The sequence below is a fragment of the Zoogloea sp. JDB1 genome (assembly GCF_056724025.1).
Genome location: NZ_CM161496.1, coordinates 3175657 through 3196154, shown reverse-complemented (window position 1 = coordinate 3196154; position 20498 = coordinate 3175657). Strand labels below are relative to the sequence as shown.

Genomic DNA, 20498 nt, shown 5'->3' with positions numbered 1-20498 from the left:
GCCCACCTCTCAGCCCGCCTTCTTCGCCTCGGGCTTCTTCTCGGCCACCGACGCGACGACCACCGCGTCCCCGTCGACCAGGGAGTCGGCCGGATTCAGCACGATCCGGTCGTCGGCCTTCACGCCGCTGCCCAGTTCCACTTCCACCCCCAGCTCGCGCTTGATGGTGACAGCCTGCAGATGCACCTTGCCGTCGCTGCCGACCACCGCCACCCGCGGCCCTTCCGGGCGGAACAGCAAGGTGTTGCTGGGTATCCGGAAACTCGGCTCACCGGCCGTTGCCGGGGCCTTGATGTCCACCCGTGCATAGGCGCCGGGCAGCAGCTCACCCTTTGGGTTGGGCAGGTTGATCTCCACCTGCAGCGTACGGCTGGCGGTGTCGATGGCCTTGGCGGTACGCACGATGCTGCCGGAGAACACCCGGCCCGGCCACTCGGCAAGACTCACGCTGGCCTTGTCGCCGGGCTGCACGCGGCGGGTAAAACCCTGGGGCACCTGCACGTAGATGCGCAGCGGGTCGCTGCGGGTCAGCACGAAGAGCTGCTTGCTGCTGCCGCCCGCGTCGATGAGGTTGCCCACATCCACCGTGCGCTTGGTGATCACGCCGGCGAACGGCGCTACCACCTGGTTGTAATCCAGTTGCTTCTGCAGGCGCTGGACCGTCGCCGCGGTCAAGGCATTGGCCGCATTCGCCTGGGCATAGGCATTGCGGCGTTCTTCCACCTCCTGTTGAGAGACGGAGTCGAGCTTGCGCAGGCCTTCCCAGCGCTCGACCGAACTCTTGGCCAGCGCTAGTGCGGCTACGGCCTGGGCGTGCGCCTGCTTGGCCTCGACCAGTTGCTGGGCCACTTCCGGCGTGTCGATGCGGGCCAGCAGTTCGCCCTGCTTCACGCCGTCGCCGATGTCCTTGTACCAGGCGGCCAGGTAGCCGCTGGTCCGCGCGTAGATCGGCGCCTCCGTATACCCCTGCAGCGTGCCGGGCAGGCTCAGTACGTTCTCGCTGCTGCTGTCCTTCGGCGAGACCACGCTCACATGGCGGGCAGCATGGATGTCCGCCGCCGTGGCCAGATCGCGGGCGGTGGCCGAGCGATGGACGACGACACCGGCGAGGCCAGCCCCCAGCACCGCAAGCCCCACCAGGGCCACGTTGCGGGTGCGCTTGAGCAGGCGCAGACGGTGAATGCCCTGGGCACCCTCATGCGCGTGCAGGCCATGGATGCCGATACTGGAATGGCGGTTGTCAGTCATGTCAGGAATGTCCTTCGGCAAGGCCGCCCTGGGGCAGCTGCGGCCGGGCGGCGGCCCGGCGGGCGAGATATTGATGCACCGAGGCAAACACCAGCGGCACGAAAACCAGTGTGGACAGCGTGGCGAACAGCAGGCCGCCGATCGCCGCACGGCCGAGGGGCGCGTTTTGCTCGCCGCCCTCGCCGAGGCCGATGGCCATCGGCAGCATGCCCATGATCATCGCCAGCGCGGTCATCAGCACCGGGCGCAGGCGGGTCGCACCGGCCTCCAGCGCCGCCGACAGCGGTGGCTCGCCGGCCAGCAGGCGCTGGCGCGCGAAGGACACCATCAGGATGCTGTTGGCGGTGGCCACGCCGATGGTCATGATCGCCCCGGTCAATGCCGGCACGCTGAGCGTGGTGCCGGTCAGCATCAGCATCCAGGCGATACCAGCCAGGGCCGCCGGCAGCGCCGTGATGATGATGAAGGCGTCCACCCACGACTGGAAGTTAACCACGATCAGCAGATAGACCAGCACGATGGCCATCACCACACCGATGCCGAGGCCGATGAAGGACGAGTTCATCGTGCGGGCCTGGCCGCGCAACGTGACCTTGCTGCCCTTCGCCAGCTGCGGCTTGAGCTCCTCGACGATGCGTTCCACGTCGGCCACCACCGAGCCCAGGTCGCGCCCGCGCACGCTCACGTAGAGGTCGATCACCGGCTCGATGTTGTAGCTCGATACGATGGCCGGCTCCCGTGCCGACGACACCTGGACCAGGTTGCTGAGCAGCTGGTTGGGCACGCCGTTGGCCCCGGCCACCGGGATCTGCAGCAGTGAATCGACCGAGTCCACCCGGTACTGGGGCGCCTGCACGGAGATACTGTAGGACACCCCGTTCTTCGGATTGAGCCAGAAGCTGGGCGCCGTCTGGAAGCTGCCGGACAGCGGGATCAGCACGTTCTGCGCCACGTTGGCGGCGCTCAGGCCCATCTGCTGCAGGCGGCTACGGTCCATGTCGAGGCGCAGGGACGGCTGGTCGAGGCGCTGGTGGATATGCACGTCCACCGCCCCCGGCACCTGGCGCACCGCCTTCTCGACCATGGCGGCAAAACGGTAGTTGTCCTGCAGCTTGTTGCCGGCTACCTGTACGTCGATGGCCGCCGGCAGGCCGAAGTTGAGGATCTGGGTCACCACGTCGGCGGGCTGGAAGAAGAACTCCACACCGGGGAAGCGGCGCGGCAGTTCCTCCCGCAGGCGGTCGATGTAATGGGCCGAAGAGCCGTGATTCTCCTTCAACGCGATCTGGATCTCCCCATCCAGCGTGCCGATGGTGCCGGCATTGCTGTAAGACAGGTTGATGCCGCTGTAGGGCAGGCCCAGGTTGTCGAAGATGGTTTCGAGTTCCTCCGCCGGGATCTGCTCGCGGATCACCGCGTCGATGCGGTCGGCCAGGCGCGCCGTCTCCTCGATGCGGGTGCCGGTCGGAGCGCGGAAATGCAGGCGGATGATGCCGGCGTCGGCCGCCGGAAAGAAGTCGCGCCCGAGGAAGAAATACAGCCCCGACGACAGCACACAGCCCCCCAGGAAGATCGCGATGAAGCTGCGGCGGCGCGGCAGCAGTGCGCTCAGCAGCACGATATAGCCGCCGCGCATGCGCTCGAAGCCGGCATCGAAGCGCCGGTACACCCGCTGCAGTAGGTTGTCCGGCGCTGCTGCGCCATGCTGCATGTTCTTCATGAACAGCAGGGCCAGCGTCGGCACCAGCGTGCGCGACAGGATGTAGGAGGCGATCATCGCGAAGATCACCGCCTCGGCGAGCGGCACGAACAGGAAGCGTGCCACGCCGGTGAGGAAGAACATCGGCACGAAGACGATGCAGATGCACAGCGTAGACACCAGAGCCGGCACCGCGATTTCTCCTGCGCCTTCGCGGATCGCGGTTTCCAGGTCGTGTCCCAGGTGCAGGTAGCGCTCGATGTTCTCGATGGTCACCGTCGCATCGTCCACCAGGATACCCACCGCCAGCGCCAGGCCGCCGAGGGTCATGATGTTGATGGTCTGACCCAGCGCGTAGAGCACGATGATCGACGACAGCACCGACAGCGGAATCGAGATCGCGATGATGCAGGTGGTGCGCCAGTTACCGAGGAACAGCAGGATCATCGCCGCGGTGAGGCAGGCGGCGATCAGGCCTTCATGCACCACACCGGAGATCGCCGCCTTGACGAACACCGACTGATCGAACAGCGGCGTGACCTGGATGTCGTCGGGCAGGCTCGGCAGCGCATCCGCCAGGGCCACACGCAGCGCGTCGATGACCTGCAGCGTGGACGCCCCGCCGCTCTTCAGCACCGACTGCACGACGCCCCGGTTGCCGTCCATGCGGACGATGTTGGTCTGCGGCGAGAAGCCGTCGCGCACCGCCGCCACATCGCGGAGATAGATGGCTTGGCCGTTGCCGACACGCACCGGCAGATCGTTAAGCTCCTCCACCGTGCGCGTCGAGCCGTTCATCTTGACGTTGAACTCGGTCTCGCCGAGCTTGGCGGTACCGCCGGGCAGGATCAGGTTCTGCGCGCTGATCGCATTGACCACGTCGAGGGGCACCAGGCCCTTGGCCTGCAGCGCGCTGCTGTCGATGTCCACCGACACCACCCGGCTCTTGCCGCCGTAGGGGTAAGGCATGGCGATGCCCGGGATGGACACCAGCTTGGGCCGCAACGTGTTGAGCATGGTGTCGAACAGCGACTGTTCGGGCAGCGATTTGCTCGACACGCCGAGCTGGATCACCGGGATTGCCGACGCGGAATACTTGATCACCAGCGGCGGACTGATCCCCGGTGGAAGCTGGCGCAGCGCCCCGCCCTCCGTCGAGGCGATCTGCGCCATCGCGGTATCGACACTCGCGTTGGGCTGCAGGAACACCTTGATGATCGCGATTCCGTTGTAGGACTGGGACTCGAAATGCTCGATGTCACTGACCGTGGTGGCCAGCAGGCGCTCATTGGGCGTCGTGATGCGCTGGGCCATCTCCTGCGGTGACAGGCCGTTGTAGCTCCAGATGATGCTGATCACCGGGATGTTGATCTCCGGCAGCACGTCGGTGGCAATGCGCAGCAGCACCAGCGGCGTGGCCAGGAAGATGAGCAGCGCCATCACGATGAAGGTGTAGGGGCGCCGCAGGGCGATATTGACGATCCACATGATCTAGGCTGGTTGGGTCAGCGCCCGATAAGCGGCAGGGACGGTTGGGAGGAGATTGACGACGAACGGCGCACCGACACAACAACAGTATCGGAGTCTGGAGAAATGGTCAGGAGCGGATTTACAAACGTCGGACGGAGACCATTCGATAGCAGCAATTGCGCCACCTTCGCAGACCCGCCCCAGACGCGGAACCCGGGGCAGAAACGACGACGGACTGCGGGGAAATCAACATTCCGCCAACAGTCCGCTGTTGATCGGCGCACAGATGGCTCAGTCCCAGGCGCCCCAGCGGGCCGCCGCATCGTCATCCGCCTCGCGGGCATCCACCCAGCGCCCGCCCTCCGGCGTGTCTTCCTTCTTCCAGAACGGCGCGCGGGTCTTCAGGTAGTCCATGATGAACTCGCAGGCGGCGAAGGCGTCGCCCCGGTGGGACGAGGCCACACCGACGAAGACGATGCGCTCGCCGGGCACGAGCCGCCCGAAGCGGTGGATCACCCGCGTGCCGAGCAGGCTCCAGCGGCCGTTGGCATCTGCGATGATGGCATCGAGGGACTTCTCGGTCATGCCGGGATAGTGTTCGAGAGTCATCGCCGATACCTCGCTCCCCTCCCCGCTCAGCTTGTCGGCGCGCACCAGGCCGACGAAGCTGGCCACCGCGCCCACCCCGGCACGGCCGGCGGACAGCGCCGCGATCTCCGCGCCGACGTCGAAGTCGGCCTCCTGGACCGACACCGAGTCGGATTGCCGCTGGGTATCACTCATGTCAGCCTCCGGTGACCGGCGGGAAAAAGGCGATCTCGTCCCGGTCCGTCACCGCCACGTCGGCGCCAACCATTTCCTGGTTGATCGCCGCGCGCACATTGCGGCCTTCGCCGAGGGCTTCCCACACCCCGCCGCGGTGGGCCAGGTGGGCACGCAGGTCGCCCAGCGTGGCGATGTCGGCAGACAGCGTGAGGGTTTCGTGGGAATACCCCAGGGTTTCCCGCAGGCTGGCGAAATACAGGACCTTGACGCTCATGACAGTAGTTCGGAATAAGGAATGAAACGCACCCGGTCGCCGGCCTTGACGACCTGTCCGGAGGGATTGTCCACGAGGCCGTCGGCCCACACGGTGGAGGTGAGCACGCCGGGCCCCTGGTTGCGATACAGCTCGACACGGCCATCGGCCCCCAGGCGCGCGCGCAGGAACTCCCGGCGGCGGTCGGGCTTGGGCCAGTCGAAGGCGGCCTCCAGCGGAATGGCCTTGGGCAGGCAGTCCTTGACGCCCTGGGCACGCAGCACGAAGGGCCGCACCAGCAGGATAAAGGTGACGAAGCTCGACACCGGGTTGCCAGGCAGGCCGATGAAGGCCGCGCCGGCGCCGCCGGCCGGATCGTTCACATGGCCGTAGGCCACCGGCTTGCCTGGTTTCATGGCGATCAGCCAGGAATCCAGCCGCCCTTCGGCCGTCACCGCCGGCTTGATGTGGTCCTCCTCGCCCATCGACACGCCGCCGCTGGTGACGATCAGGTCGTGGCGACTGGCTGCATCGCGCAGCGCGGCACGGGTCGCGTCGAGTTTGTCGGGCACGATGCCCAGGTCGCTGACCTCGCAGCCGAGGGCCTCCAGCAGACCGCGCAGCACGTAGCGGTTGGAGTTGTAGATGGCGCCGGGCGGCAGCGGCTCGCCGGGCATCACCAGCTCGTCGCCGGTGGAGAACAGCGCCACCCGCAGGCGCCGCAGCACCGGCAGCGTCGCGCAGCCCACCGACGCGGCAAGGCCCAGCATCTGCGGATTGAGGCGCACGCCGGCGGACAGCACGGTGCTGCCCTGGGCGATGTCCTCACCGGCGCGGCGCACCCACTCGCCGGGCTTGGGCAGATGGTTGATCACCACCCCGTCGCCGTCCGCTTCGCACAGCTCCTGCATCACCACCGCATCGGCGCCGGCCGGGATCGGCGCACCGGTGAAGATGCGCGCCGCGGTGCCGCGGGCCTGCGTGTGGCCGACGCTGCCGGCCGGGATGCGCTGGCCGATGACGAGGCGCGTGCCGGCGGCCGGTAGATCGGCCGTGCTCACCGCGTAGCCATCCATATGGGAATTGTCGAGGGGCGGCACGTTGAGGCCGGATACCTGGTCGGCGGCCAGCACGCGGCCGAGGGCCGCCGACGTAGGCACCGTGTCGACGGCCGTCACCGGCTCGGCGGCGGCCAAGAGCGCGTCGCGCACCTCTTCGAAAGGACGCAGGGAAGTATTCATAGGAGCCCCTGATGGTGGAGGATGAAATCGGCCACGGCGGCCGCATCGTTGAGATTCAGACAGGTCATGGGGGCATCGAGTGCCACGTCGCTGGCGATCGCGACGACGGACGGATTGTCGGGATACTGCAGCGGACGGCCATGGGCCGGGCGATAGACCTCGATCTTGGGTATCGGCACCGCCTTGAAGCCTTCCACCAACACGATGTCGCAGGGCGACAGGCGTTGGAGTTGGGCGCTCAGATCGGGTTCCGTCTCGCCGCGCAATTCGTGCATCAGCACCCAGCGCTCGTCGGACACCAGCAGGATCTCGCTGGCCCCCGCCTCCCGGTGGCGCCAGGAATCCTTGCCCGGCTTGTCGATGTCGAAACCGTGGTGCGCATGCTTGATCACCGACACCCGGAAACCCCGGGCGGTGATCTCCGGAATGATCTTCTCGATCAGCGTGGTCTTGCCCGAACCGGACCAGCCGGCGAAACCGAATACCTTCATGACCCGCGCCACCAACGGATTGACAGGCGCGGGATTGTAGCAAGGGGGCGGCGGAGACGACCCATGAGAGTTCCTGTTGGGGCCGGTTCATTCGCCGCAAGAACTTCCACAACGACCCTTGTACGGACGACTTGCCGTTCTCACAGGCCAGGAATGCTTGCACGACCTCATCGCGGGAACCAAGGTTGTCTGGGTCAGGGTCGCCGAGGATATTTCCGATAGGTGAATGCGCCGGCAGCCAGACGTGAAGACCAAAGGGGTAAATCAGTGCCCCTTAACGCCATGCCCATGCGCGCGGCCGGCAGCCTCAAACTCCTCCAGTTTCACGGTGAGCTTCTCCACCATTTGAACAGCGTCTTTCAGGTAGTCCCGAATGAAATACACCTCTACTTCAAGGCTTTCTGAAAAGGGGAGTGTGAGATAGCAATCATCATACAAACCACCACGTTGATCACTGCAACGAATCAAGAAAATCATACGACTATCTTTCACATATTCATAGTAAACCGTATCCATATGAGGCTTTCCATTGTCCTCCCTCATACTTTTCACAAAATCCGCCCCATACTTTCCAGTATCCTTTTCCGCATTTTTTTCATTGTACACAGACCACAACTCACGATACTTCCTCAATCCAATCATGGCCTGATCAGACGGCTCCTCGACATAATCCTTCCACCTCTCTTCATGCGACTTTTTATAATAGGCCTGCCACGATTTTCTATTTCCCCATATCGTTATACTCAAATTTCTCTGAATACCTTCCTTTGGGTACATTTCCTCATTTCTTTCCGGACTCCAGGGCTGCACATCGGGAATCGTCGCATGGAGCATGATGCAGCAGATGGAGCCATCCGTTGCATTGTTCGCATATCCCTTCAGCCAGCTCTTCTCCGGAATCAGGAAGGCCGTGCCGTCGATCGGGATATATGAGTATCCGTTCTTACTTTCCACCGGGCTGGGATTATCGGCCCCCTTGCAGCCGGCAAGAAGACCGACCGCCATCAGCACCTTGCAGCAAGCCAGCAAAGCCCGCGCAGTTCTCGCTTTCATAGCATCGAAACCAATCGGATCAAGCATCACTCGGCAACCTCAAGAGAGAGAAGAAACTGCAGAACACGCCTTGTCTATACATCCAGGGTCAACGTGTACTCCGTTGCCCTCGCATAGACTCCTCCATCCTTATAGGCCGTAAGCGCATCCTTCAAGTCCGAAAGAATATCGGCTCGCTTGTCCTCAAGGTGTGGAGGAATTTCGATACTGCGAACTCTCTTGTGGCCGTGACACACCCCTCCCGTAGGCCCACTTGTGCTCAGATTTTCCAACTCCAGAACGATCAAATCTCCGTGCCAATATAAAGTCCAGGTAGACAGATGAGAAAATCCTTCACGTCCCCTCGCAACAGTCCTCAAATAGACATTTCGATCTCGATCGATCGTCCAACTATTTGACGAGGTACCACCAACAACAAACCTCTCGTCGATGAGATGAATTTCGTATTTCTTGCAGTCATCTTCACTTAGATACTCATTCACAAAAGCCATAGCCTGTCTCCTTGCAAGAATAAGGACTCCCCCTCTTGGCACCACTCTTCGACTGGACCAAAGCGCAGCGCGGCCTCCTGAGGCAACCGTTGCGACACCAGCGCACTCTTGAACTCGTCCGGCCGTAGAAGAACAATGGCATTCGTTCGAATCATAATGCCAAATGAATCACCCGGACAGCTACCGGGGACGCGAAAATGCCGCCGGCGAGGTGCGTGTCGCGGGGGATGCCTTGGCGGCAGCGAAGCGTGCTCGCCGTCGCGCCATGCAAGAGCGGACAGTTACCTTCCACTTTTCGAGCTCCGAGTCCGAAGTTTCGGTGATTGAGTCCGAAACTTCGGACTCGGAGCTCGAACATTCGGACTCAAACACCGAAAGTTCGAGCTCTATCACCGAAACTTCGAGCCCACCCATCCGCGATTCGATGAATTCGACCGAAGATTCGATGAAAATAATGGAGATTTCAGTTTTCCGGTTGCGAGACTGGAAGGATTCCATCCATCAACGGATGATTGAATTCCGTTTTTCGGCAAATTTCATCGAAAAACGCTCCGGCCGCGAACGGCACGGCAAGGGTGCGCGCCGGGTGGAAGGAGAGTGGGGAGAAAACCGGAGGGCAGCTGCCCGATGGCAGGCGGTGGTGCCGCGTGGGCGCAGCACCGGGACCGTTCGGCGTCCGCCATTGCAGCGGACGCCCTGGTGAAACTTCAGCGCCCGCTGGCGGGCGGTGGCAGGTCTTCGAGGAAGGCGACGACTTCCGCCTCGACCTTCGAGCGGGTCATCGGCGGCAGGCTTTGCCAAACGCGCTTGCCGTAGGGCTTGGTGAGCATGCGGGGGTCGCAGATGGCGAGGACGCCCTTGTCCCGCTCGGTGCGGATCAGGCGGCCGGCGCCTTGCTTGACGTTGATGACGGCGCGCGGCAGCTGGTATTCCATGAAGGGGCTGCGGCCGGATTTCTGCATGTGCTCGATGCGCGCGGCGAGCACCGGGTCATCGGGCGGGGCGAAGGGCAGTTTGTCGATGACGACCACCGACAGCGCGTCGCCGGGCACGTCCACGCCTTCCCAGAAGCTCTGGCTGGCCACCAGGATGGCGTTGCCGAGGCGGCGGAAGCGGTCGAGGAGTTCGGTGCGCGAGCCTTCGCCCTGGATCAGCAGCGGCAGATCGAGTTTTTCCCGCTCCAGGTAGTCGCCGATCAGTTCGTGAATGCGCCGCATGGCCTTCAGCGAGGTGCACAGCACGAAGGTGCGCCCCTGGGCGGCGCGGATCAGCGGGAAGGCGACCTTGGCGACGGCGTCCGGGTAGTCCGGGCTGTTGGGCTCCGGCATGCCCTGCGGCGCGTAGAGGACGGCCTGGGCGGGATAGTCGAAGGGGCTGCCCCACACTGCGGTCTCGATCGGCGGCTCGACCCAGTGCAGGCCCAGCTCGCGGCAGTAGTGGCCGAAGTCCTTGCCGACCGCCAGGGTGGCCGAGGTGAACACCCAGGCCCGCGGGTGGCCGTCCATCTGGCGCTTGAAGATGGTGGCGATGGACAGCGGCGTGGCGTTGAGGGACAGGGCCTGGCTGAAGACCTCCACCCAGCGCACCCAGTCGGTGTTCTCGGGCTTGATCCAGCGGGCCAGGATCTCCTGCAGTTCCTGCGTGCGGCGCAGGCAATTGGCCAGCCCTTCGGAGCGCTCGGCCTGGGTCTCGACGATGGCGCCGAAGAGGGCCAGCTCGTCGCCGAGGACGTCCAGCGCCTCATGGAAGGGCTTGTTGTCTTCCATCTGGGCGAAGCCGAAGCGGGCGTTCTCGGCCTGCACCGACAGGCGCAGGTCGCGGGTGGCCTTTTCGAGCTTGCGGGTGGCCTCGATGAGATCCAGGCAGTCGCGGGCAGCGGCCACCGTTTCGGATCGGGTGTCGCGGGCCAGTTCGAGCAGCTGGGAGGTGGACACGCTCTCGCCGAAGAACAGGCTGGCGGTTTCCGGCAGCTGGTGGGCTTCATCGAAGATCACCGCGTTGCAGGACGGCAGCAGCTCGCCCATGCTTGCGTCGCGCAGGCTCACGTCGGCAAAGAACAGGTGGTGGTTGACCACCACCACGTCGGCGTCCATCGCGTTGCGGCGCGCCGCGGCGACGAAGCATTCCTTGATGTTGGGGCATTCCTGGCCGAGGCAGTTGTCCCGCGACGAGGTGGCGAACATCCAGGCGGCGGCGTCTTCCGGCACCTCGGGGCACTCGGCCTTGTCGCCGGTCTGGCTGATCTCCATGAAGCGCCCGATGGCGCGTAGGTGGACGGCGTCCTCGGGGGTCTGCAGGCGTGCGTCGGCGAGGTTGCGGGCCAGGTGGTAATGGCACACGTAGTTGGCGCGGCCCTTCAGCAGCGCCACCGCGACCGGCACCTTGAGGGCGGCACGGATGGTCGGCAGATCCCGGTTGAAGAGCTGGTCCTGCAGCGTCTTGGTGCCGGTGGAGATGATCACCTTGCCGCCATTGAGCAGCGCCGGCACCAGGTAGGCGTAGGTCTTGCCGGTGCCGGTGCCGGCCTCGGCGACGAGCACCCGGTTCTCCTTCAGCGTGAAGGCGATGTGCTCGGCCATCTCCACCTGCTGGCGGCGCGGCGCGAAACCGGGAATGGCCTTGGCCAGGGGGCCATCGGGCGCGAAGGCTTGTTCTACGTTCATGCTGGTACTGAAAAGCAAGGGGCGGCTCAGTCGAGGGCGTCGATCCGCAGCCAGACCTGGCCGCGGCTCTGGCTGTCGCCCTGGCGGACGCCGCCGGTGCCGTAGTCGGAGCGGCGGCTGTCGATCTGACTGCCGCCGAGGGGGATCCACTCTCCGAGGCGGCCGCGGACCTGGGTGGACAGGCGGAAGGATTCGATGCTGCCGTCGGGGCGGAGCTGTTCGACGGCCGGTGTGATGTCGATGCTGACCTGCTCGCCGATCAGCTGCGGCGCGGCCATGAAGCCGCTCCCCACGTCCAGGAAGCGCACGCTGTCCACGGCCTGCCAGCCGGCTGGGCCAGCGCGCCACTCGCGCATGGCGATGGGCAGGGACTGGCCGACGCGGATCAGCGCACGTCCGCCTTCCATCACCTGGACCTGCTGGCTGAGCTGCCCGCTGCGGCTGGCGCTGCCGGCGCCGGCCTCGACGATCACGCGGCTGTTGCCGGGCGACAGGCGGGCGTTGACGCCGGCTCCCCCGCCCTGCCCTGCCACATCCTGATCCTGGCGCACGGACACCACGAGGCGGCGCAGCGGCGTATCCAGCGCGTCGATGGCGACGCGCAGTTCGGCCAGGTTGGCCGGCGACACACGCAGCAGCAGCTTGTCGCCCATATTGGACAAGGCCCCGCCGGGCTCCACCAGCGGCCGCAAGGCAGGCAGGATCTGCTCGGCGGGCCGGTGGCGCAGCGTGATGATCTCCAGGCGCGGCTCCGCCCGGGCCGTGGCGAACACGGCCAGCATGGCAAGGGCGAGGCAGGCCTGGCGGCGCTTCATGCCGCGCTCAGACCGAGGAGGTCCGGTGGGCTTCGGCGAGGTAGTCGCGGGAGCGCATCTCGATCAGGCGGCTGACCGTGCGGTGGAACTCGTTGGCCTGGCGACCTTCCACGTAGAGGTCGTAGGCCTGGCACTCGGCGCTGACCAGCAGCTTGACCCGGTGGTCGTAGAGCACGTCGATCAGCCACGTGAAGCGGCGCGCCTCGGAGGCCATCGCGGCACTCATCTTCGGCACGCGGGAGAGGATCAGCGTGTGGTACTCGCGGGCGATCTCCAGGTAGTCGTTCTGGGAGCGCGCACCGCCGCACAGGGTGTCGAAATCGAACCAGATCACGCCGGGCGCCATGCGCTGGACCTTCAGCTTGCGCTCCAGCACCTCGATCTCGCCGGGCTTGCCCTTGGTATGTGCAATCTTCTCGAAGTCACTCGCAAGGTGCTTGTCGGCGGCCTCGTCGGCGGGCACCAGGAAGGCGTCCATCTGCTCCAGCGTGCGCAGCCGGTAGTCGGTGCCGTGATCCACCTCGACCACGTCGAAGCGGCGCTTGATCATGTCGATGGTGGGCAGGAAGTTGATGCGCTGCAGGCCGTTGGGATACAGGCCGTCCGGCGGGTAGTTGGAGGTCATCACGAAGATGGTGCCGCGGGCGAACAGCGCGTCGAGCAGCCGGCCGAGGATCATCGCGTCGGCGATGTCCGACACGTGGAACTCGTCGAAGCACAGCAGGCGGGTCTGGCGCGCGATGCGGTCGGCGACCTTCTGCAGCGGATCGGCTTCGTTGTTGAGGTTCTTCAGGTCGTTCTGCACTTCCTGCATGAAGGCGTGGAAGTGCACGCGGCGCTTGCGTTGGTACGGGACCGAATCATAGAAGCAGTCCATCAGGAAGCTCTTGCCGCGCCCCACCCCGCCCCAGAAGTACACGCTGCGCGGCTGCTTGGGCCGTGACAGCAGCTTGCGGAGGGTGCCCTTGCGGGCCGCCTTGAAGGCGACGAGTTCGGTGTACAGGCCTTGCAGGCGCTGGGCGGCGGCGCGCTGGGCGGGGTCGGACTTGAAGCCGCGGGCCTTGAGGGTGGCGTCGTAGGCTTCGAGCATGCCGTGCTCGGCAACCTTGAGGATTCGATGGGGCATCGTCGTGGCAGGTGTTGTCTGGGCGCGTTCTGGGCGCGCTACTTATGGAAACGGGGGTGGTCAGGCATTTTACTGCCTGACCACCCCCGGGTGATGCGCGGAGCCGGCTACAAAGGACTACACAGCGCCGGCCGTCGTCATCAGAAGTGCAGCGGACGCTTGTCCACCGCCAGGGCGGCTTCGTGCACCACTTCCGACAGGGTCGGGTGAGCGTGGCAGATGCGCGCCAGATCTTCGGACGCACCGGCGAACTCCATGGTCACCACGGCCTCGCCGATCAGTTCGGAAGCGTTGGCGCCGATGATATGCACACCGAGGATGCGGTCGGTGTTGGCATCGGCGATCATCTTCACGAAACCGGCCGGGGTGCCGGCACCCAGCGCACGGCCATTGGCCATGAACGGGATCTTGCCGACCTTGTAGGCGGCGCCTTCGGCCTTGAGCTGCTGCTCGGTCTTGCCGACCCAGGCGATCTCGGGCGAGGTGTAGATGACCCACGGGATGGTGTCGAAGTTGGTGTGGCCCTTCTGGCCGGCGATGGTTTCGGCCACCGCGACGCCTTCTTCCATGGCCTTGTGGGCCAGCATCGGGCCACGCACCACGTCGCCCACTGCCCACACGCCGTCCAGGTTGGTACGGTTGTGGCCATCGACTTCGACGAAACCGCGCTCGTCGATCTTGAGGCCGACCGCTTCGGCGTTGAGGCCGGCGGTGTTCGGCACGCGACCGACGGAGACGATCAGGCGGTCGAATTCAGCCGTCTGGGCGCCGTCCTTGGTTTCGTACTCGACGGTGACAGACTTCTTGCCGACGGTGACTGCGCCGACCTTGACCGACAGCTTGATGTCGAGGCCTTGCTTGGTGAACAGCTTGAGGGCTTCCTTGGCCACGTCCTGATCGGCAGCGCCGAGGAAGCTGTCCATCGCTTCGAGGATGGTGACTTCGGCGCCGAGGCGCTTCCACACGGAGCCCATTTCCAGGCCGATCACGCCGGAGCCGATGAGGCCGAGGCGCTTGGGCACGGCGTCGATATCGAGGGCGCCGATGTTGTCACAGACCAGCTTGTTGTCGACCGGGATGCCGGGCAGGTGACGGGCGGTGGAGCCGGTCGCCACGATGACCTGCTTGGCTTCGACGACTTCCTCGCCGACCTTGACCTGCCAACCGGCGTCGGTCTTGCCGACGAAGGCGCCGTGGCCGGCCAGGAAGGTGACCTTGTTCTTCTTGAACAGGCCCTTGATGCCGGCGGTGAGCTGCTCGACGATCTTGGACTTGCGGCCGATCATCTTGGCCACGTCGATCTTCGGCGTGCCGACGGAGATGCCCTGCTCTTCAAAGGCGTGGCCGGCTTCCTCGAACAGGTGGGAAGTGTGCAGCAGCGCCTTGGACGGGATGCAGCCGACGTTCAGGCAGGTGCCGCCGAGGCGGGGCTCGCCCTTCGGGTCGGCGTAGGGATTGGATTCGGCGCAGGCCGTGTTGAAACCGAGTTGTGCGGCGCGGATCGCTGCCACGTAGCCACCGGGACCACCGCCGATGACCAGCACGTCAAATTGCTTCGCCATTTAGTCTCTTCCTTGTGCAGACAAAAACGCGGCACGGCTGCAGCCCTTGCGGGCCGCGACCGTGCCGACGGTTGGATGGATCAGACGTCCAGGATCAGACGGGCCGGATCTTCCAGGGCTTCCTTCATGGTGACCAGGCCCAGGACGGCTTCGCGGCCGTCGATGATGCGGTGGTCGTAGGACATGGCGAGGTAGTTGATCGGACGCACGACGACCTGACCATTTTCCACCACGGCGCGGTCCTTGGTGGCGTGGATGCCGAGGATCGCGGACTGGGGCGGGTTGATGATCGGGGTGGACATCATGGAACCGAACACGCCACCGTTGGAGATGGAGAACGTGCCGCCGGTGAGCTCTTCGAGGGAGATCTTGCCGTCCTTGGCCTTCTGGCCGAATTCGGCGATCTTCTTCTCGATGTCGGCGATGGACATGTTGTCCACATCACGCAGGATGGGCACCACCAGGCCACGGGGCGAACCGACAGCGATACCGATGTCGATGTAGCCGTGGTAGACGATGTCGTTGCCATCGACGGAGGCGTTCAGGATCGGGAACTTCTTGAGGGCGGCAACGGCAGCCTTCACGAAGAAGCCCATGAAGCCCAGACGCACGCCGTGAGCCTTCTCGAACTTGTCGCCGTACTGCTTGCGCAGCGCCATGATCGGAGCCATGTTCACTTCGTTGAACGTGGTCAGGATGGCGTTTTCGTTCTTGGACTGGATCAGGCGCTCGGCGATGCGGGCACGCAGACGGGTCATCGGAACGCGCTGTTCGATACGGTCACCGGTCGGAACGGCCACGGCCGGAGCCGCAGCAGCCGGAGCGGCAGCCTTCGGCTGGGCAGCGACGGCGTCTTCCTTGATCACGCGGCCACCACGGCCGGAGCCAGCGACGTCAGCGGCAGCGATGCCCTTCTCATCGAGGATCTTGCGGGCGGACGGGCTCGCAGCACCAGCGGCGCCAGCCGGAGCGGCGGCGGGGGCAGCGGCAGCCGGAGCGGCAGCAGCGGCCGGAGCACCAGCGGCAGCCTTGGCTTCGGTGTCGATGGTGGCGATCACTTCGCCGGAAGTCACCGAGTCGCCACCGTTCTTGACGATCTTGACCAGCACGCCGTCGGCCGGAGCCGGGGTTTCGAGCACGACCTTGTCGGTCTCGATGTCGATCAGGTTCTCGTCACGGGAAACGGCGTCGCCTTCCTTCTTGTGCCAGCTGACCAGCGTGGCTTCGGAAACGGACTCGGACAGTTGGGGCACTTTGACTTCGATCAGCATATCTTCTCCCTTGTTTTCAGTTCGGCGTGGACGTTTGCATCAGGCGTTGATTTCGCCAAACGCATTTTCGATGACTGCCTTTTGTTGCGCGTTGTGCTTGGCGTAATAACCGACGGCCGGCGAGGCGGCAGCCGGACGGGCCACCAGCAGGAACTTGCGCTCGTCGCCGAGGGCGCTGTCCAGATGGTGACGGGACGCCAGCCAGTACCACACGCCCTGGTTGCGCGGCTCTTCCTGGCACCACACGACTTCCTTGGCGTTGGGGTACTTGTTCACTTCGGCCGCGAAGGCTTCGCGCGGGAACGGGTACAACTGTTCCAGGCGAACCAGGGCGATGTCGTCGATGTTGTTGGCACGACGGTGGGCCAGCAGTTCGTAGTAGATCTTGCCGGAGCAGATCACCACACGCTTGACCTTATTGACGTCGAGCTCGTCCACTTCACCGATGACGGTCTGGAAGGTGCCCTTGGACAGATCGTCCAGGGAGGAGATCGCATCCTTGTGGCGCAGCAGGGACTTCGGCGTGATGATCACCAGCGGCTTGCGCAGCTTGCGCAGGGCCTGGCGGCGCAGCAGGTGGAAGATCTGCGACGGGCCGGACGGGATGCACACTTCCATGTTCATCTCGGCGCACAGCTGCATGTAGCGCTCGATACGGGCGGAAGAGTGCTCGGGGCCCTGGCCTTCATAGCCGTGCGGCAGCATCATGACGAGGCCGCACTGACGGCCCCACTTGGCTTCGCCGGAGCTGATGAACTGGTCCATCACCACCTGGGCGCCGTTGGCGAAGTCGCCGAACTGGGCTTCCCAGATCACGAGCTGGTTCGGCTCGGCCGAGGCGTAACCGTATTCGAAGGCCAGCACGGCTTCTTCGGACAGCACGGAGTCGTAGCAGTAGAACGGGCCCTGGCCTTCACGGATGTTCTGCAGCGGGTAGAAGGTGCCGTCGTGCCACTGGTCGCGATTCTGGTCGTGCAGCGCGGCGTGGCGGTGGAAGAAGGTGCCGCGGCCGACGTCTTCACCGGACAGGCGGATGCCGAAGCCCTGTACTACCAGGCTGGCGTAGGCCAGGTTCTCGGCCATGCCCCAGTCGAAGGGCAGCTTGCCGGCGCCCATCGCCTTGCGGTCGTCGATGATCTTCTGCACGCGAGGGTGCAGCACGAAGCCTTCCGGCGTGGTGGTCAGTGCGGTAGCCAGACGCTCGAGCTCGGCGGTCGGCACGGTGGTGTCGCACTGGTCGGTGTAGGCCTTGCCGGCGTACGGCGCCCAGTCCTGCGCGAACTGACGCTTGAAGTCGGACAGCACGGGGTTGGACAGCAGCTCGCCCTTGTCGAGGGCGGCGCGGTAGTCCTTGATGAACTGTTCCGGCTCGTCGGCCTTGACGATACCCAGCTGGGCCAGCTTGTCCGCGTAGAGCTTGCGGGTGCCGGGGTGCTTGGCGATCTTCTTGTACATCAGCGGCTGGGTAACCATCGGCTCGTCGGCCTCGTTGTGGCCCAGCTTCCGGTAGCACACGATGTCGACGACGACGTCCTTCTTGAACTCCTGGCGGTATTCGACGGCCAGGCCCATCACGAAGGCCACGGCTTCCGGATCGTCGCCATTGACGTGGAAGATCGGCGCCTCGCCCATCTTGAAGATGTCGGTGCAGTACAGCGAAGAACGGTAGTCGCGCGGATCGGAGGTGGTGAAGCCGATCTGGTTGTTCACCACGATGTGGATCGTGCCGCCCGTGCCGTAGCCGCGGGTCTGCGCGAAGTTCAGCATTTCCTGGTTGACGCCCTGGCCGGCAACGGCCGCGTCACCGTGGATCAGGACAGGGATGACCTCGGCCTTGCCCTTGGCGCCACGACGGGTCTGACGGGCATACACGGAGCCCTCGACCACCGGATTGACGATTTCCAGATGGGACGGGTTGAAGGCCAGGGTCAGGTGCACCGGACCGCCGGCGGTCATGACGTCGCTGGAGAAGCCCATGTGGTACTTCACGTCGCCGGCCGACAGGTCGGACGCAGCCTTGCCTTCGAATTCGGAGAACAGCATGCTCGGAGACTTGCCGAGGGTGTTCACCAGCACGTTCAGACGGCCGCGGTGGGCCATGCCAATGACGATTTCCTGCACGCCCTTGCCGCCGGCGACGCGGATCAGCTCATCCATCGCGACGATGGTGCTCTCACCGCCTTCGAGGGAGAAGCGCTTCTGACCAACGTACTTGGTATGCAGGTAGCGTTCGAGGGTCTCGGCGGCGGTCAGGCGCTCAAGGATACGGCGCTGCTGCTCGGCCTGGTAACCGGGACGGCCCTTGGTGGGCTCAAGGCGCGCCTGGATCCAGCGCTTCTCACCGATGTCGGTGATGTACATGTACTCGGCGCCGATGGCTCCGCAGTAGGTCTGGCGCACCGCGTCGAGAATCTCGCGCAGGGTGGCGTGGTCGCCAGGCAGGCCGTGGAAGGAGCCAGTGTTGAAGGTCTGGTTGAGATCCGCCTCGGTGAAGCCGTAGTGGGACAGCTCGAGTTCATGGATCTCGGGACGCTCGGTGCGCTTAAGCGGATCGAGCTGGGCCCAGCGGGTGCCGAGGAAGCGATGGGCGTTGATGAGTTGCAGGACACTGACCTGCTTCTGATCGACGCCGGACGCGACGACGGTGCGGACCGGACCGCGCTTCGCCATGTCAGCGAAGGCGTTGATGATCGGGTAGTGGGCGACGTCGCGGCCCTTGCCGGGCACATTCTGCAGCGAGTCGAAATACGTCCGCCATTCCTCGGAGACGGAATCCGGATTGTCGAGATAGTTCTCGTAAAGCTCTTCAACGAACGGCGCATTGCTGCCGAACAGTTGGGAGCTCTCAAAAAGCTGTTTCATCATGGGCGACCACCTGGCTTATATCTTGTCTTTTTGAAGGTACTTGCTTTCGGTGGGGAGAAATCCCTGTTTGATTAACTTCTTCAGAAAAACGAAGCGGGATGGCCTGATGCTTCGACCATCCCGCATTCGCTCCCCTGTTTCCCCCTCCCCTTCCGGGCAAACTTAGCCGCGCTGGGCCAGCGGGACGACGTCGCGGCGAGCGGCGCCGATGTACAGCTGACGCGGGCGACCGATCTTGTACTCGGGATCGGTAATCATTTCTTCCCACTGGGTCATCCAGCCGACCGTACGGGCCAGCGCGAAGATGCAGGTGAACATTTCAGTGGGAATGCCGAGCGCCTTCTGGACGATGCCGGAGTAGAAGTCCACGTTCGGGTAAAGCTTCTTCTCGACGAAGTACTCGTCTTCGAGGGCGATCTTTTCGAGTTCCTTGGCCAGCTTGAACAGGCGATCGTTTTCGAGGCCCAGTTCGCCGAGCACGTCGGCGCAGACCTTGCCCATCAGCTTGGCGCGCGGGTCGAAGTTCTTGTAGACGCGGTGACCGAAGCCCATCAGCTTGAAGGAGTCGTTCTTGTCCTTGGCGCGCTTGATGTACTCGCCAACGCGGGACACGTCGCCGATCTCTTCCAGCATCTGCAGGCAGGCTTCGTTCGCGCCACCGTGCGCCGGGCCCCACAGGCAGGCGATACCGGCGGCGATACAGGCGAACGGGTTGGCACCGGAGGAGCCGGCCAGGCGGACGGTGGAGGTGGACGCGTTCTGCTCGTGGTCGGCGTGCAGCGTGAAGATGATGTCCAGCGCGCGGACCAGAACCGGGTTCGGCTGGTACTTCTCGCACGGGTTGCCGAACATCATGCGCATGAAGTTGGCGGTGTAGTCCAGCTCATTGTCCGGATACATGAACGGCATGCCGGTGCTGTACTTGTAGGCCATCGCGACGATGGTCGGCATCTTGGCAACCAGGCGGTTGAAGCTGATGTTGCGATGCTCGGAATCGGAAAAGTCCATTGCGTCGTGGTAGAACGCGGACAGGGCACCGACCACACCGGTCATGACGGCCATCGGGTGAGCATCACGGCGGAAGCCGGAATAGAACTTGGTCAGCTGCTCATGGACCATCGTGTGGCCCTTGATGGTCTTTTCGAAATCATCCTTTTGCGTAGCGTTCGGCAGCTCGCCGTTCTTCAGCAGGTAGGTGACTTCCAGGAAGTTGCAGTTCTCGGCCAGTTGCTCGATCGGGTAGCCGCGATACAGCAGCTCGCCCTTGTCACCGTCGATATAGGTGACCTTGGACTGGCAGCTGGCCGTGGACAGGAAGCCGGAGTCATACGTGAAATACCCAGTCTTACCACCCAGGGTACGAATGTCGATCACATCATTGCCATGGGTTCCCGACATGATCGGAAAATCTACGGCCTTTTCACCTACGGTCAGAGTAGCAGTACGTTGCGTGGTCATATTTTGATCCCTTTTCCCTGTTGAAAC

The 20498-nt window shown here is 64.3% G+C and carries 16 protein-coding genes; 1 reads left to right on the top strand and 15 read right to left on the bottom strand.

Annotation, left to right across the window (positions count from 1 at the left end; genetic code table 11):
- Positions 1–9 precede the first annotated feature (9 nt).
- The 8 genes from AC1PPK_RS14435 to AC1PPK_RS14400 all read right to left on the bottom strand — a co-directional run bounded on the left by AC1PPK_RS14435 (position 10) and on the right by AC1PPK_RS14400 (position 8711).
- Positions 10–1248: an efflux RND transporter periplasmic adaptor subunit gene (locus AC1PPK_RS14435; RefSeq protein WP_481113740.1), complete on the bottom strand. Its 1239-nt coding sequence runs from the start codon at positions 1246–1248 to the stop codon at positions 10–12.
- A gap of 1 nt (position 1249) precedes the next feature.
- Complete coding sequence (locus AC1PPK_RS14430; RefSeq protein ID WP_481113739.1) at positions 1250–4435, bottom strand: efflux RND transporter permease subunit; 3186 nt, start codon at positions 4433–4435, stop codon at positions 1250–1252.
- Positions 4436–4708: 273 nt separating this feature from the next.
- A complete protein-coding gene (gene moaE / locus AC1PPK_RS14425; protein WP_481113738.1) occupies positions 4709–5200 on the bottom strand; it encodes a molybdopterin synthase catalytic subunit MoaE in 492 nt (163 codons plus the stop codon).
- A gap of 1 nt (position 5201) precedes the next feature.
- The gene (moaD, locus tag AC1PPK_RS14420; protein ID WP_481113737.1) at positions 5202–5456 is read right to left on the bottom strand and encodes a molybdopterin converting factor subunit 1; all 255 of its coding nucleotides are present in this window, start codon (positions 5454–5456) and stop codon (positions 5202–5204) included.
- On the bottom strand, positions 5453–6676 hold the full coding sequence (locus tag AC1PPK_RS14415) for a molybdopterin molybdotransferase MoeA (RefSeq protein ID WP_481113736.1): 1224 nt from the start codon (positions 6674–6676) through the stop codon (positions 5453–5455). Before AC1PPK_RS14415 ends, moaD begins: the two co-directional genes overlap by 4 nt.
- Positions 6673–7167, bottom strand: coding sequence for a molybdopterin-guanine dinucleotide biosynthesis protein B (gene mobB / locus AC1PPK_RS14410; protein WP_481113735.1), 495 nt, complete (start codon positions 7165–7167; stop codon positions 6673–6675). Before mobB ends, AC1PPK_RS14415 begins: the two co-directional genes overlap by 4 nt.
- Before the next feature lie 264 nt (positions 7168–7431).
- Entirely contained in the window at positions 7432–8247 is an 816-nt protein-coding gene (locus AC1PPK_RS14405) for a hypothetical protein (protein ID WP_481113734.1), read from the bottom strand.
- A 47-nt stretch (positions 8248–8294) separates the two neighbouring features.
- On the bottom strand, positions 8295–8711 hold the full coding sequence (locus AC1PPK_RS14400; protein ID WP_481113733.1) for a hypothetical protein: 417 nt from the start codon (positions 8709–8711) through the stop codon (positions 8295–8297).
- A gap of 163 nt (positions 8712–8874) precedes the next feature.
- Here AC1PPK_RS14400 and AC1PPK_RS14395 point away from each other — a divergent pair, with 163 nt between their 5' ends.
- Entirely contained in the window at positions 8875–9414 is a 540-nt protein-coding gene (locus AC1PPK_RS14395) for a hypothetical protein (protein WP_481113732.1), read from the top strand.
- A gap of 4 nt (positions 9415–9418) precedes the next feature.
- On the opposite strand, the gene yoaA is transcribed toward AC1PPK_RS14395, so the two are convergent.
- From yoaA to gltA, 7 genes are all read right to left on the bottom strand, one after another.
- Positions 9419–11374, bottom strand: a complete 1956-nt coding sequence (gene yoaA, locus AC1PPK_RS14390; protein ID WP_481113731.1) for a DNA repair helicase YoaA — start codon at positions 11372–11374, stop codon at positions 9419–9421.
- Positions 11375–11400: 26 nt separating this feature from the next.
- Positions 11401–12189, bottom strand: a complete 789-nt coding sequence (locus AC1PPK_RS14385) for a hypothetical protein (RefSeq protein WP_481113730.1) — start codon at positions 12187–12189, stop codon at positions 11401–11403.
- Between the two features lie 7 nt (positions 12190–12196).
- Entirely contained in the window at positions 12197–13315 is a 1119-nt protein-coding gene (zapE, locus tag AC1PPK_RS14380) for a cell division protein ZapE (protein WP_481113729.1), read from the bottom strand.
- A gap of 140 nt (positions 13316–13455) precedes the next feature.
- Positions 13456–14877 (bottom strand): dihydrolipoyl dehydrogenase, encoded by a 1422-nt coding sequence (gene lpdA, locus AC1PPK_RS14375; protein WP_481113728.1) that lies wholly within the window; start codon positions 14875–14877, stop codon positions 13456–13458.
- A gap of 80 nt (positions 14878–14957) precedes the next feature.
- Positions 14958–16148 (bottom strand): 2-oxoglutarate dehydrogenase complex dihydrolipoyllysine-residue succinyltransferase, encoded by a 1191-nt coding sequence (gene odhB / locus AC1PPK_RS14370; protein ID WP_481113727.1) that lies wholly within the window; start codon positions 16146–16148, stop codon positions 14958–14960.
- Between the two features lie 39 nt (positions 16149–16187).
- The gene (locus AC1PPK_RS14365) at positions 16188–19013 is read right to left on the bottom strand and encodes a 2-oxoglutarate dehydrogenase E1 component (protein WP_481113726.1); all 2826 of its coding nucleotides are present in this window, start codon (positions 19011–19013) and stop codon (positions 16188–16190) included.
- Positions 19014–19175: 162 nt separating this feature from the next.
- The gene (gltA, locus tag AC1PPK_RS14360) at positions 19176–20471 is read right to left on the bottom strand and encodes a citrate synthase (protein WP_481113725.1); all 1296 of its coding nucleotides are present in this window, start codon (positions 20469–20471) and stop codon (positions 19176–19178) included.
- Between the last annotated feature and the right edge of the window lie 27 nt (positions 20472–20498).